This window comes from Streptomyces sp. NPDC041108 (genome assembly GCF_055592645.1).
This window is the reverse complement of sequence record NZ_JBVIYK010000001.1, coordinates 5452-19548: the sequence shown is the minus strand read 5'-3', so window position 1 is coordinate 19548 and position 14097 is coordinate 5452. Positions and strand designations below refer to the sequence as shown.

At 69.5% G+C, this 14097-nt stretch carries 9 protein-coding genes; all 9 read right to left on the bottom strand.

Annotated features, from left to right (window positions below):
* Positions 1 to 408 precede the first annotated feature (408 nt).
* Complete coding sequence (locus ACZ6BB_RS00070; protein ID WP_471613056.1) at positions 409 to 879, bottom strand: Dps family protein; 471 nt, start codon at positions 877 to 879, stop codon at positions 409 to 411.
* A gap of 299 nt (positions 880 to 1178) precedes the next feature.
* Positions 1179 to 1556 (bottom strand): helix-turn-helix domain-containing protein, encoded by a 378-nt coding sequence (locus ACZ6BB_RS00065; protein ID WP_005481441.1) that lies wholly within the window; start codon positions 1554 to 1556, stop codon positions 1179 to 1181.
* A 109-nt stretch (positions 1557 to 1665) separates the two neighbouring features.
* Positions 1666 to 2211, bottom strand: a complete 546-nt coding sequence (locus ACZ6BB_RS00060; RefSeq protein WP_013000304.1) for a CinA family protein — start codon at positions 2209 to 2211, stop codon at positions 1666 to 1668.
* Positions 2208 to 2954 carry a CDP-diacylglycerol--glycerol-3-phosphate 3-phosphatidyltransferase gene (pgsA, locus tag ACZ6BB_RS00055; RefSeq protein WP_471613055.1) on the bottom strand — a complete coding sequence of 249 codons (747 nt, stop codon included), beginning with the start codon at positions 2952 to 2954 and terminating at the stop codon, positions 2208 to 2210. Before pgsA ends, ACZ6BB_RS00060 begins: the two co-directional genes overlap by 4 nt.
* The gene (gene rimO, locus ACZ6BB_RS00050; protein WP_471613054.1) at positions 2951 to 4432 is read right to left on the bottom strand and encodes a 30S ribosomal protein S12 methylthiotransferase RimO; all 1482 of its coding nucleotides are present in this window, start codon (positions 4430 to 4432) and stop codon (positions 2951 to 2953) included. Before rimO ends, pgsA begins: the two co-directional genes overlap by 4 nt.
* 125 nt (positions 4433 to 4557) lie before the next feature.
* Positions 4558 to 5424, bottom strand: a complete 867-nt coding sequence (locus tag ACZ6BB_RS00045) for a helix-turn-helix domain-containing protein (protein WP_471613053.1) — start codon at positions 5422 to 5424, stop codon at positions 4558 to 4560.
* A gap of 323 nt (positions 5425 to 5747) precedes the next feature.
* Positions 5748 to 8489 (bottom strand): FtsK/SpoIIIE family DNA translocase, encoded by a 2742-nt coding sequence (locus ACZ6BB_RS00040; RefSeq protein WP_471613052.1) that lies wholly within the window; start codon positions 8487 to 8489, stop codon positions 5748 to 5750.
* A 244-nt stretch (positions 8490 to 8733) separates the two neighbouring features.
* On the bottom strand, positions 8734 to 9417 hold the full coding sequence (locus tag ACZ6BB_RS00035; RefSeq protein WP_471613051.1) for a response regulator: 684 nt from the start codon (positions 9415 to 9417) through the stop codon (positions 8734 to 8736).
* Between the two features lie 297 nt (positions 9418 to 9714).
* Positions 9715 to 14097 (bottom strand): HAMP domain-containing protein (locus ACZ6BB_RS00030; RefSeq protein ID WP_471613050.1); only part of this gene is annotated, 4383 nt, incomplete at its 5' end.

Genomic DNA, 14097 nt, shown 5'->3' with positions numbered 1-14097 from the left:
GCAGTGCACAGGCAGGAGGCTCAGCCCCCACCCCCCGGCCGCGACGGCCCCCTCCACCGCGCCGGCGTCCGGCACCAGCGCGAGCCGCAGCACACCCCACCACCACAGCGCACCGAGCCCCAGAGCCGCCCCCCAGCGAGCTATCCGCATGGCCGCCACCTCCAAGGCCTCCGGGCCCCCGACACGACGCTAGACGGCCTCGTCGCGGCCGGAGAGGGCGCACCACCGGCACAGGGACGCACGCCCCTCTCACGCGGACCGCGCACCCAGGACACATGATGCGCCCCGGGGACACGCACCGCCGCCCGCACGCCCCCGCCGCACCCACCGGCGCCGGGGCGCACGGCCCACCGAGCCGGTGGCGCGCGGAAGTGCGGCGCCGGCTCGCGTGCGCCGGACGACGTCGCGCTAACCGTTCTCCGCCTGGAACATCCAGTGGTGCTTCTCCAGATCCGCCGTGATCTGGATGAAGATGTCCTGGCTCACCGGATCCGCGTCCGCGGTGCTCTCCACTCGCGTCCGCATGCGGGTGATCACCGCGCCGAGCGCGTCCACCAGGGTCCCTACCGCGTCCGCGTCCTTGACCCAGCCGTCCGGGACCGTGCCGATCCCGCTGCTCCCGGCCACCGTCCGGGCCCGCCCGTCCGGCGAGACACCCAGGGTGGAGGCGCGTTCGGCGACCGTGTCGGAGTGCAGCCGTGCGGTGTCGACGACCTCGTCGAGCTGGAGATGGACCGAGCGGAAGCGCGGCCCGACCACGTTCCAGTGGATCTGCTTGGCCACGAGGGAGAGGTCGACGAGATCGACGAGGGCGCCCTGCAGCGCCTCGGAGACGGTCCTGAGATCGGCCTCGGACAGCGGACTCTTCACCACGTACATCAGCGCAGCTCCGGATTCTTGAGACGACCGTACGACCCCGTGCGCCCGCACATATGAACGCGTCGCGCGCAGGTCCCCGTTCCGCCCCTCCACCATGACCGCACACCACCACCCCGGCAAACGGGCGGGGCCCGGCTCCCCGGCCCGGGCCCCGACTCCGCCCCCGACCCGCGACAGGCGCGACGCGAAAGCCCCGGCCGGCGCCCCCAGGTCTCCCTGGAGGCCCCGACCGGGGCTCCCGTTTCGCTTCTCCTATTGCACCGGCACGCGCCCAACCTCACGCACACCGTCGCGGCAGGTCAGGCCGCGACGACGTCCACCGCTTCGGCGGGTGCCTTGATCGTGACCCGCTCCGGCGGCACACCGGCCACCGAGACGGAGTTGAGCATCGGTCGACGCACTGGTGCTGGCACCGGCTCGGTGGCCGCTGCGGACTGGGCCAGCTCGGCAAGGGCGAGCTCGTCACTCACTTCCCGCATGAGCTCGGACATCCGTACGTCCAACGCGTCGCAAATGGCGGAGAGCAGCTCGGAGGACGCCTCCTTCTGCCCCCGCTCCACCTCGGAGAGATAGCCGAGTGAGACTCGGGCGGACGAGGAGACTTCGCGCAGAGTACGGCCCTGGCGCTGGCGCTGCCGACGCAGCACGTCACCCAGCAGGCGACGGAGCAGAATCATCGGTGGCTCCCTCCTCGGACCGCGTAGCCGCATCCTTCACGCCCCACCGTACCGCCTTGCGCTGCGGCCGTGCGGGGAGCGCTGTTGTGTTCACTCAGGGCTGCAAACATCAGGTCCCCCCGTTCTGTTCCGTATCCTGTGCCCGCTCATTTCCGGTCTGTTCGCCCGCAAGCTCCTCAAGAAGCAGTGCGAGTACGCTCCGTACACTCTCCATACGGATTTCCGCCCGGCCGCCGTTCAACCGCAACGACGACACTTTCCCGCCACGTGATACGCCGGAATCGGAGGCGGACGGCCCGGTGACGGCCACGTAGACCGTGCCGACGGCTTGGCCGTCCTGCGGTTCGGGACCCGCGACCCCGGTGGTCGAAATTCCCCAGTCGGCGCCGAGCGCCTTGCGGACACCCTCGGCCATCTGGGCCGCGACCTGCGGATCCACCGCCCCCCGCTGCTCCAGGAGGGTGGCGTCGACATCGAGCAACTGGTGCTTGAGCTGCGTGGCGTACGCGGTGACGGAGCCACGGAACGCCTGCGAGGAGCCGGGGGCCGCGGTGAGCGCGGCCGCGACCAGACCACCGGTCAGCGACTCGGCGACGGCGAGCGTCTCACCCCTCACCGTCAGTAGTCGCAGCACTTCGGCGGCCGTGGACGTCAATGTTCCGCTCCCTCCGCCGCGGCCTGGCGCTCGGCGGTTCCCTGTCGGCGCAGCACAATGGCCTGTCTCACATAGTCGATTCCCGTGACCACTGTCAGAATGACCGCCGCGCCCATCACCCACCACCGCAGGGTGGCCAGCGGTCCCTCCAGTGCCAGGACGTACATCCCGACGGCGATGCCCTGGGTCAGGGTCTTCAGCTTGCCGCCGCGGCTCGCCGGGATGACTCCGTACCGGATGACGACGAAGCGCAGAAGTGTGATCCCGAGCTCACGGCCGAGGATGACGCCGGTCACCCACCACGGCAGATCACCGAGGTAGGACAGACAGATCAGCGCGGCACCCATGATCGCCTTGTCGGCGATGGGGTCGGCGATCTTGCCGAAGTCCGTGACGAGGTCGTAGGTCCGGGCGAGATGGCCGTCGAAGACGTCGGTGATCATGGCGACGGCGAAGGCGGCCCACGCCCAGGCCCGCCAGACCGGGTCGTACCCGCCGTCCATGAGCATCAGCACGACGAAGCCCGGTACGAGGACCAGGCGGACCATGGTCAGGATGTTCGCGATGTTCCAGAGGCTGGCCTGGTCGACGGCGGCGGCTCCCAGCTTCCCGCCACGCACGGACCGTGCCTCCCCGGCAGCGCTGGAGGCGGCGGCGCTCGGGGCGCCGGGAACGCCCGGGGCGCTCGTCGCGCCCTTGGCGCCGGAGGTGCCGCCCGCCGCGGATGCCGGGACTCCCGTCATCTGGCCGCCTCCTCAGTACACACGTGGGAGCCGTGCGAGCCCGGAAGCACCTCGGCCACCAGATCGACGCCTTCCGTGCCGACCACCTTCGCCTCGACCATAAGGCCGACGCTCAGCTCCTCGCCGCTCGTGAAGAGCACCTGGCCATCGGTCTCGGGCGCCTGGTGGGCGGCCCGGCCGTACGCGCCCTCCTCGCCGTCGACCGACTCGACCAGCACGCGCACGGTCTGCCCGACGCGCTCCTCGGCACGCTGCGAGACCAGCTCCTCGGCCAGCCGGGAGACCCGCGCGAGCCGCTCGGCGACGACATCCTCGGACAGCTTGTTCTCGTACGTCGCCGCTTCGGTGCCGTCCTCGTCGGAGTAACCGAAGACACCGATCGCGTCCAGTCTCGCGCCGTTCAGGAAACGCTCCAGCTCGGCGAGGTCGTCCTCGCTCTCGCCGGGGAAGCCGACGATGAAGTTGGACCGCACGCCGGCTTCGGGTGCCTTGGCGCGGATGGTGTCGAGCAGTTCCAGGAAGCGGTCGGTGTCGCCGAAGCGGCGCATGGAGCGGAGCACGGCCGGGGCGGAGTGCTGGAAGGAGAGGTCGAAGTAGGGCACGACCTTGGGCGTGGAGGTGAGCACGTCGATGAGGCCGGGCCGCATCTCGGCGGGCTGGAGGTAGCTCACCCGCACTCGCTCGATGCCGTCGACATCGGCCAGCTCGGGCAGCAGGGACTCCAGCAGCCGGATGTCGCCGAGGTCCTTGCCGTACGAGGTGTTGTTCTCGGAGACCAGCATGACCTCCTTGACGCCCTGCTCGGCCAGCCAGCGGGTCTCGTTCAGGACGTCCGAGGGGCGGCGGGAGATGAAGGAGCCGCGGAAGGAGGGGATGGCGCAGAAGGAGCAGCGGCGGTCGCAGCCGGAGGCGAGCTTCACGGAGGCGACGGGTGAACCGTCCAGACGGCGGCGCAGCGGCGAACGCGGCCCGGAAGCCGGAGCGAGCCCTTCCGGAAGATCGACCGGGGCGTGCCCCGGAAGTGCGACCTCGGCCGCCGACTCCTGGCGCTGGGCCGGGCTGATCGGCAGCAGCTTGCGGCGGTCGCGCGGGGTGTGCGAGGCGTGGATGCCGCCGTTCAGAATGGTCTGCAGGCGGTCGGAGATGTCCGCGTAGTCGTCGAAGCCGAGCACGCCGTCGGCCTCGGGCAGCGCCTCGGCCAGCTCCTTGCCGTACCGCTCGGCCATGCAGCCGACCGCCACGACGGCCTGGGTTCTGCCGTGACCCTTGAGGTCGTTGGCTTCCAGGAGCGCGTCGACGGAGTCCTTCTTGGCGGCCTCGACGAAGCCACAGGTGTTGACGACCGCGACGTCCGCTTCCTCGGCGTCCTCGACGAGCTCCCAGCCGTCCGCCTCCAAGCGGCCTGCGAGCTCCTCCGAGTCCACCTCGTTACGGGCGCAGCCAAGAGTGACGAGTGCGACGGTACGGCGTTCAGGCATGGGCTCAAGACTACTTCGTCCCAGTGACAGCCCACGTCGACGGGGTTGGCCGATCCTGGCCAACCCCGTCGCACGCGTTTTCCTTTGAATCGTCTGTACATCCGTGGCCCGGACATACCGGCGGCTCAGCCGACCTCGGGGTCACCCTTCGTGTACGTCAGTCGTTCGACCTGGCCGGGCTGGAAATCGTCCTCGATCTTCTTGCCGTTGACGTAGAGCCGGACGGCCCCGGCGTCGCCGAGGACGAGGTCGATCTTGGAGCCGTCCTGGAAGGTCTTGGACTCGCCCTGCTTGAGGAGGCCGTCCCACAGGAGCCGGCCGTTGTGGTCCTTGGCGGAGATCCAGCTGCGCCCGTCGGAGGCACTGACCCGCACGGTCACCTTGTCGCGGGGCGCTGCCGCGATGGCGCTGTCGGTCGGGTCGGCCTTGGGGTCGGCGTCGGGCTTGTCGGTCTTGGGCTTGGACGGGGCGGGCTTGCTGGTCGTGGGCGTGGAGCCCTCCGCGGCCTGGGTGCCGGAGCCGTCGTCGTCCCCGCGGTCGAAGGCGGTGAAGCCGACGAAGCCGATCACCGCGACGATCGCGGCGACCATGGCGGCGGTCCAGTTGGGGCCGCGCCGCTCGGGCCGGATCCGTTCCGCCTCGAACAATGGGGCCGCGGGCGTCGGCGCGGGCCGTCCGCCGTGGGCATCGTCGAACTGTTCGAGCAGCGGGGCGGGGTCGATGCGCACCGCGCGCGCGAGGGTGCGGATGTGACCGCGCGCGTAGACATCGCCACCGCAGGGGGCGAAGTCGTCCTGCTCGATCGCGTGCAAGATGGCGATGCGGACCCGGGTGGCGTTGCTGACGTCGTCGACGGTCAGCCCCGCCGCGATGCGTGCCTGCTGGAGGGCACGACCGATCGAGGGGCGTTCCGCCGAGCGTTCGTCACGGTCGTCTTCGAACGGACGCTCGTCTTCGGGGAAGTTGCCGTCAGGGGAGTTGCCGATGGACACGGGGGCGCCTTTCGAGCGTGTAGCCACCTGTGCTGGAAGTTCAGTCTAGGGGGGGTACGAAAGGGTGGGGCAACCGGGCGGTGGGACTTTGTACGCCATCAGAATGGCCGGTCATCCTGCTGGTGGTGAGGGTGGGGCACGGGGCTGTCCCCTCGTCCAACTTGACGTACGCCGAAGGGAAACGGTTGCTCACCATTTCCTTACGGGTGAGTCACGTTCGAATACCCGGATGCCGTAATCGCATCCCCGTTCCGCCCGCCGGACAACCGGTTCTCTCTGCCGTGCGCCCTTCTCGCGCCCCTCCGCGATCCCGCCCGCGGCCCTTACGCCTCAGTCTCCCCCCGGATCACGGCCAGCACGCCGTCCAGCTCGTCGGGTTTCACAAGAACGTCACGTGCCTTGGAGCCCTCGCTCGGCCCCACGATGCCCCGCGACTCCATGAGGTCCATGAGCCGCCCGGCCTTGGCGAAGCCGACGCGCAGCTTGCGCTGGAGCATCGAGGTCGAGCCGAACTGGGTGGAGACGACCAGCTCGGCCGCCTGGCACAGCAGGTCGAGGTCGTCGCCGATCTCCTCGTCGATCTCCTTCTTCTGCTTGGTGCCCACGGTGACGTCGTCCCGGAAGACCGGCGCCATCTGGTCCTTGCAGTGCTGCACGATCGCCGCGACCTCGTCCTCGGTCACGAACGCGCCCTGCATACGGGTCGGCTTGTTCGCCCCCATCGGCAGGAACAGCCCGTCACCCTTGCCGATCAGCTTCTCGGCACCGGGCTGGTCGAGGATGACGCGGGAGTCGGCGAGCGAGGAGGTGGCGAAGGCGAGCCGGGAGGGCACGTTCGCCTTGATCAGACCGGTGACGACGTCCACGGACGGCCGCTGTGTGGCGAGCACCAGATGGATGCCGGCCGCGCGCGCCAGCTGGGTGATCCGCACGATCGCGTCCTCGACGTCGCGCGGCGCGACCATCATCAGGTCGGCCAGCTCGTCCACGATCACCAGCAGGTACGGGTACGGCGACAGCTCGCGCTCGCTGCCCTCGGGCAGCTTGACCTTGCCGTTGCGGATGGCCTCGTTGAAGTCGTCGATGTGCCGGTAGCCGAACGCGGCCAGGTCGTCGTAGCGCAGGTCCATCTCGCGCACGACCCACTGCAGTGCCTCGGCGGCCCGCTTGGGGTTGGTGATGATCGGCGTGATGAGGTGCGGGATCCCCTCGTACGCCGTCAGCTCCACGCGCTTGGGGTCGACGAGGACCATGCGGACGTCCTCGGGGGTCGCGCGGACCATGACCGAGGTGATCAGGCAGTTGATGCACGAAGATTTGCCGGAGCCGGTCGCACCCGCGACGAGCACATGCGGCATCTTCGCCAGGTTGGCCATCACATAGCCGCCCTCGACGTCCTTGCCGAGCGCGACCAGCATCGGGTGGTCGTCCTCGGCCGCGTCCGCGAGACGCAGGACGTCGCCCAGGTTGACCATCTCGCGGTCGGTGTTGGGGATCTCGATGCCGACGGCCGACTTGCCGGGGATCGGACTGATGATCCGTACGTCCGGGCTGGCGACGGCGTAGGCGATGTTCTTGGTCAGCGCGGTGATCCGCTCGACCTTCACCGCCGGGCCCAGCTCGACCTCGTACCGGGTGACCGTCGGTCCTCGGGTGAAGCCGGTGACGGCGGCGTCGACCTTGAACTCCGAGAACACGTTCGACAGGGAGGCCACTATGGCGTCGTTGGCGGCGCTGCGGGTCTTGCCGGGGCCGCCCCGCTCCAGGAGGTCGAGCGAGGGCAGGGAGTAGGTGATGTCGCCGGAGAGCTGCAGCTGCTCGGCGCGCGCCGGCAGCTCGCGGGGCTCGTCCGGGGCCTTCTTGGTCAGATCCGGCACCAGGGCGTCCTGCCGGGCGCCCTTGGGCGGCCTGGCGGCGGGCGGTGCCTCCTTGGGCGGCTTGCTGCGCGCGGCCGGGACGGGAGTGGTCTCCTCCCGGTCGCCCACGCTCACGCCCTGGGTGAGGTCGGCGACGACCGGCGAGGGCGGCATTCCGTGCAGCACCGCCCCGTCGAGCGCGGCGGCGGCCGCCGCCGCGACGTCCACGGCGTCCATCGGCCGGTTCGGGTCCGGCTGCCGTACCGCGGAGCGCCTCGGGCGGCGCCGGGTGAGGGCCTCCTGCTCGGCACTGTCGGGGTCGTACGGCTCGGGGGCGGAGCCCCGCCTCCCGCGGGGGCGCGCGGGCAGCGAGTCCCGCCACTGCTCGTCGTAGCGGGCGTCGTCCTCGCCGTACTCGACGACGTCGTCCTCGTCGTCGGCGATGATGCCCAGCTTCTGCCCGAGCAGCCGCAGCCGCTGCGGGATCGCGTTGACCGGTGTCGCGGTGACGACGAGCAGTCCGAAGACGGTGAGCAGCACGAGCATCGCCACGGCCAGGGCCTCGCCCATGGTGTAGGTCAGCGGGGTGGCCGTGCCCCAGCCGATGAGCCCCCCGGCGTCCCTTATCGCCTGCATCCCTGCGCTGCGCGCGGGCGAGCCGCACGCGAGGTGGACCTGGCCGAGGATGCCGATGACGAGCGCGGACAGGCCGATGACGATGCGGCCGTTGGCCTCGGGCTTCTCGGGATGCCGGATGAACCGCACGGCGATGACCGCGAGCAGTATCGGCACGAGCAGGTCGAGGCGGCCGAAGGCGCCGGTCACGAGCATCTCGACGAGATCGCCGACCGGGCCGCGCAGGTTGGACCAGGTACCGGCGGCGACGATCAGGCTGAGAGCGAGCAGCAGGAGCGCGACGCCGTCCTTGCGGTGCGCCGGGTCGAGACCCTTCGCGCCCTGCCCTATGCCACGGAAGACGGCGCCGACGGCGTGCGCGGCACCGAGCCAGACGGCGCGTACGAGTCTGTACACGCCTCCGGTGGGACTGGGCGCCGGCTTCGGAGGGGCCGTCTTCCTCGCCGCCGCCCTCTTGGCGGGTGCCTTCTTGGCGGCGGCTTTCTTCGCGGGGGCCTTCTTCGCCGGAGCCTTCGTCGGAGTGGCCGCCTTCTTCGCGGGCGGCTTCTTCGCTGCGGACTGACGTGAGGCCATGAGTGTGAGGTTACCGGTGGAGACCACAGCCGACACGTGTGCCTACTGCTTCACCCGTTCGTGTCGCGAACTCCGGACCCCGAAGCTGACGCGGTGTGACAGGACCTCAGACAGGCCCTCAGACTCCACGGCGGCCGACGCGAACGGGCGCGGCCCGAGGTCACTTGCCCGACCCCGCCCGCGCCCAGGCAAGCACCCGGAAACGCACCCGGGAATCCGCCGCGGAACTCGCCCGGGAACCTGCTCAGTTCGGCGACGGCAACGACGACGGACCGCCCGTGCCCGGCTCCAACGCGTCCAGCGCCCGGCGCAGGCCCGTCAGTTTGCGTTCGAGATGGGCGGCGGTGGCGACCGCCGCGGCGTCCGCCGAGTCGTCGTCGAGCTGTTTGGACAGCGCCTCCGCCTGCTCCTCGACGGCCGCGAGCCGCGCGGACAGCTCGGCGAGAATGCCGCCGGAAGGCTCCTTCGAACCGCCCGCGGCGCCCTTGCCGCCGCCCTCCAACTGAAGCCGCAGCAGCGCCGCCTGCTCCCTGAGCTGACAGTTCTTCATATAAAGCTCGACGAACACCGAGACCTTGGCCCGCAGCACCCAGGGATCGAACGGCTTCGAGATGTAGTCGACCGCACCCGCCGCATACCCACGGAACGTGTGGTGCGGTCCGTGGTTGATGGCGGTGAGGAAGATGATCGGGATGTCCCGGGTCCGTTCACGCCGCTTGATGTGCGCGGCCGTCTCGAAGCCGTCCATTCCCGGCATCTGGACGTCCAGCAGGATGACCGCGAAGTCATCCGTCAACAGCGCCTTGAGCGCTTCCTCCCCGGACGATGCCCGCACCAGTGTCTGATCGAGCGCGGAGAGGATGGCCTCCAGCGCCAACAGATTCTCCGGCCGGTCATCGACCAGGAGGATCTTGGCCTTCTGCACCATGGCCCGCCCTCCTCGCCCCGGCTTGGGGCCTCCCCTGTCCGCAGGACTCGGCGCGACACCGGTCGGTGTCACCCCAGGGGACGACTCCCTCGCGCCACCCGTCCTTGTGCCGGTCATCGTAGCCGCACCCCGCCCGTCGCCACACCCTGTCACCGTGATGTCACTGTGCTCGTAGCAGAAACGCAAGCGGGGACCAGAAGGTTCCCCGAATCCCGCGCTCCTACACGGCCTCGGCCACACTCAGTCAGCAACTCCGCGCGCCTCTCGACGGATTGTGACCACGGGCCGCACCTCCTGTCACTCACTCCGCATCCACTGCTCCATGACCGCCAGCAGATGATCCGGATCGACGGGCTTCGTCACATAGTCCGAGGCCCCCGAGTCGATCGCCTTCTCCCGGTCGCCCTTCATCGCCTTCGCCGTCAACGCGATGATCGGCAGTCCGGCGAACTGCGGCATCCGGCGGATCGCCGTGGTCGTCGCGTATCCGTCCATCTCCGGCATCATGATGTCCATCAGGACGACCGTCACGTCGTCGTGCTGTTCCAGGACCTCGATGCCCTCACGGCCGTTCTCGGCGTACAGCACCGACAGGCCGTGCTGCTCCAGGACGCTGGTGAGCGCGAAGACGTTGCGGATGTCGTCGTCGACGATGAGAACCTTCTCACCGTCGAAGCGGATCGTCCGGCGCGTTTGCGCCGCCGCCTCCTGCGCGGCCTGCTGCGCCCAGTGCTCCTGCGGCTGCCCGTTGCCCGGCTGGAGCAGGTCGGAGCCGGTCGCGGCCGGCACGGACCTGCGGCGCCGGCGGAAGAGCGCCGCGGCCCCGTTCTGGGTCTCGCGGTACGACTTCACCTCCGCCGGTGTCTCGGTGCGCTCGGCCAGCTCGTTCTCGGAGGCCAGCAGGTCCCCCGCCTCCAACGTGGCGGGAGCGTTGAGGGCGTAGCCCTGCGGGGGCAGTTCGCTCGGGTGCAGCGGCAGGTACAGGGTGAAGGTGGACCCGCGTCCCGGCTCGCTCTGCGCATGGATCTCCCCGCCCAGCAGCCGGGCGATCTCCCGCGAGATGGACAGGCCGAGGCCCGTACCGCCGTACTTGCGGCTCGTGGTGCCGTCCGCCTGCTTGAACGCCTCGAAGATGACCCGCATCTTGCTGGCCGCGATGCCGATGCCGGTGTCCGTCACCGAGAACGCGATCATGTCGGCGTCCGCGTCCCGCAGCGAGCCCGCCTCCAGCAGCTGTTCCTTGATGGCCACCGGCACATCCGCGCCGGCCGGCCGGATGACCAGCTCCACGGCCCCCGAGTCGGTGAACTTCACCGCGTTGGACAGCAGGTTCCGCAGCACCTGCAGCAGACGCTGTTCGTCCGTGTGCAGCGTGGCGGGCAGCTCCGGCGAGACCCGTACGGAGAAGTCGAGGCCCTTCTCCGCCGTCAGCGGCCGGAAGGTGGCCTCCACGTAGTCGACGAGCTGGACGAGGGCGATACGGGTCGGCGAGACGTCCATCTTGCCCGCCTCGACCTTCGACAGGTCCAGGATGTCGTTGATCAGCTGGAGCAGGTCCGAGCCGGCCCCGTGGATCGTCTCGGCGAACTCGACCTGCTTGGGCGTCAGGTTCGACTCGGCGTTGTCCGCGAGCAGCTTGGCGAGGATCAGCAGCGAGTTGAGGGGGGTGCGCAGCTCGTGCGACATGTTCGCCAGGAACTCGCTCTTGTAGCGCATGGAGACCGCGAGCTGCTCGGCGCGCTCCTCCAGGACCTGCCGCGCCTCCTCGATCTCGGTGTTCTTGACCTCGATGTCGCGGTTCTGCCGGGCCAGCAGTTCGGCCTTCTCCTCCAGCTCTGCGTTGGACGCCTGAAGGGCCTCCTGCCGGTTCTCCAACTCGTCGGACCGCTCCCGCAGTTGCTCGGTCAGCTCCTGCGACTGCTTCAGCAGCACCTCGGTCTTGGTGTTGACGGAGATGGTGTTGACGCTGGTCGCGATCATCTCCGCGATCTGGTTCAGGAAGTCCTTCTGGATCTGCGTGAACGGCGTGAACGACGCCAGCTCGATCACGCCGAGCACGGTCCCCTCGAAGAGCACCGGAAGCACGATCACCTGCGCCGGGGGCGCCTCGCCGAGCCCGGAGGAGATCTTCAGATAACCACTCGGGGCGTTCTCCACCAGAATCGTGCGCTTCTCCTTCGCGGCCGTCCCCACCAGCGCCTCACCCGGCCGGAACGACGCCGGCATGGACCCCATGGAGTAGCCGTACGAGCCCAGCATGCGCAGCTCGTACTGGTCGTCGTTGTCCGGGGCCAGGTCCTTGCCGTCGAGGAACGGCAGCGCGAGGAAGAACGCGCCGTGCTGCGCGGACACCACAGGCGTCAGCTCGCTCATGATCAGCGAGGCCACGTCGTCGAGATCCCGGCGGCCCTGCATCAGGGCGGAGATCCGGGCGAGGTTGCCCTTGAGCCAGTCCTGCTCCTGGTTGGCGATCGTGGTGTCGCGCAGGTTGGCGATCATCTTGTTGATGTAGTCCTGCAGCTCCTTGATCTCGCCGGACGCGTCGACGTCGATCTTGAGGTTCAGGTCGCCCCGGGTCACCGCCGTGGCCACGCGCGCGATGGCACGCACCTGCCGGGTCAGGTTCCCGGCCATCTCGTTCACCGACTCGGTGAGGTCCCGCCAGGTGCCGTCGACGTCCCGCACGCGCGCGAGGCCGCCGAGCTGCCCCTCGGTGCCCACCTCCCGGGCCACCCGGGTGACCTCCTCGGCGAAGGACGACAGCTGGTCCACCATCGTGTTGATGGTCGTCTTCAGTTCAAGGATCTCGCCGCGGGCATCGATGTCGATCTTCTTGGTCAGGTCGCCCTTGGCGATGGCGGTCGTCACCATCGCGATGTTGCGGACCTGGCCGGTGAGGTTGGACGCCATCGAGTTCACGGACTCGGTGAGATCCTTCCACGTGCCCGCCACACCGGGTACGTGCGCCTGGCCGCCCAGGATGCCGTCCGTGCCCACCTCACGGGCCACCTTGGTCACCTGGTCGGCGAACGAACTGAGCGTCTTCACCATGCTGTTGAAGGTGTCGGCCAGCTCCGCGACCTCGCCGGCCGCCTCGATCGTCACCGTACGGGTCAGGTCGCCGTTGGCGACGGCGGCAGCGACCTGGGAGATGTTCCGCACCTGCATGGTGAGGTTCTTGGCCATCAGGTTGACGTTGCCGCTGAGGTCCTTCCAGATGCCGGTGATGCCCGGCACGTGCGCCTGACCGCCCAGGATCCCCTCGGTGCCCACCTCGCGGGCCACCCGGGTCACCTGCTCGGCGAAGGACGACAGCTGGTCCACCATCGTGTTGACGGTGGTGACGAGTTCGAGGATCTCGCCCTTGGCGTCGACGGTGATCTTCTTCGACAGGTCGCCCTTGGCGACGGCGGTCGTGACCTCGGCGATCTGGCGCACCTGGATCGTCAGGTTGTTCGCCATGAAGTTCACCGACTGCGTGAGGTCCTTCCAGGTGCCGGAGACGCCCTGCACCTCGGCCTGACCGCCGAGCTGGCCCTCCGTACCCACCTCGCGGGCGACCCGGGTGACCTCCTCCGCGAACGACGACAGCTGGTCCACCATCGTGTTCAGCGTGTTCTTCAGCTCCAGGATCTCGCCGCGCGCGTCCACGGTGATCTTCTGGGACAGATCGCCGCGGGCCACCGCAGTGGCGACCTGCGCGATGTTGCGGACCTGGCCGGTCAGATTGCCGGCCATGCCGTTCACCGACTCGGTCAGGTCCCGCCACACACCGGCGACCCCGGGCACCTGCGCCTGACCGCCGAGCCGGCCCTCCGTACCCACGTCCCGGGCCACCCGGGTCACCTGGTCGGCGAAGGAGGAGAGCTGGTCGACCATCGTGTTGATGGTGTTCTTCAGCTCCAGGATCTCGCCGCGCGCGTCGACGTCGATCTTCTGGGACAGGTCGCCCCGCGCCACCGCCGTCGTCACCTGCGCGATGTTGCGCACCTGCGAGGTGAGGTTGCCGGCCATCGAGTTGACGGAGTCCGTGAGTTCCTTCCACGTCCCGGACACACCGTCCACGCGGGCCTGACCGCCGAGCCGGCCCTCGGTGCCCACGTCCCGGGCCATCCGCGTCACCTGGTCGGCGAACGACGACAGCTGGTCCACCATCGTGTTCACGGTGTTCTTCAGTTCGAGCATCTCGCCCGCGACATCGACGGTGACCTTCTGCGAGAGATCGCCGTTGGCCACGGCCGTGGTCACCGCCGCGATGTTCCTCACCTGGCCGGTGAGGTTCCGGAACGCCGTGTTGACGGAGTCCGTGAGGTCCTTCCACGTCCCCGCCGCGCCCGGCACCTGCGCCTGACCGCCCAGCCGGCCCTCGGCACCCACCTCGTTCGCCACCCGCGTGACCTCGTCACCGAAGGAGGAGAGCTGATCGACCATCCCGTTGACGGTGTTCTTCAGCTCCAGCATCTCCCCGGCCACGTCCACGGTGACCTTCTGCGAGAGATCACCGTCGGCGACCGCCGTGGTCACCGCCGCGATGTCCCGCACCTGGATCGTGAGGTTCCGGAAGACCGTGTTCACCGAATCGGTGAGGTCCTTCCACGTCCCCGCCGCGCCCGGCACCTGCGCCTGACCGCCCAGCCGGCCCTCGGCACCCACCTCGTTCGCCACCCGCGTGACCTCGTC

Bases quoted from the DNA above. Each gene is read 5' to 3' on its own strand.
- ACZ6BB_RS00070 (WP_471613056.1), bottom strand. From the start codon at position 879: ATGTACGTGGTGAAGAGTCCGCTGTCCGAGGCCGATCTCAGGACCGTC.
- ACZ6BB_RS00065 (WP_005481441.1), bottom strand. From the start codon at position 1,556: ATGATTCTGCTCCGTCGCCTGCTGGGTGACGTGCTGCGTCGGCAGCGC.
- pgsA (WP_471613055.1), bottom strand. From the start codon at position 2,954: ATGACGGGAGTCCCGGCATCCGCGGCGGGCGGCACCTCCGGCGCCAAG.
- rimO (WP_471613054.1), bottom strand. From the start codon at position 4,432: ATGCCTGAACGCCGTACCGTCGCACTCGTCACTCTTGGCTGCGCCCGT.
- ACZ6BB_RS00040 (WP_471613052.1), bottom strand. From the start codon at position 8,489: ATGGCCTCACGTCAGTCCGCAGCGAAGAAGCCGCCCGCGAAGAAGGCG.
- ACZ6BB_RS00035 (WP_471613051.1), bottom strand. From the start codon at position 9,417: ATGGTGCAGAAGGCCAAGATCCTCCTGGTCGATGACCGGCCGGAGAAT.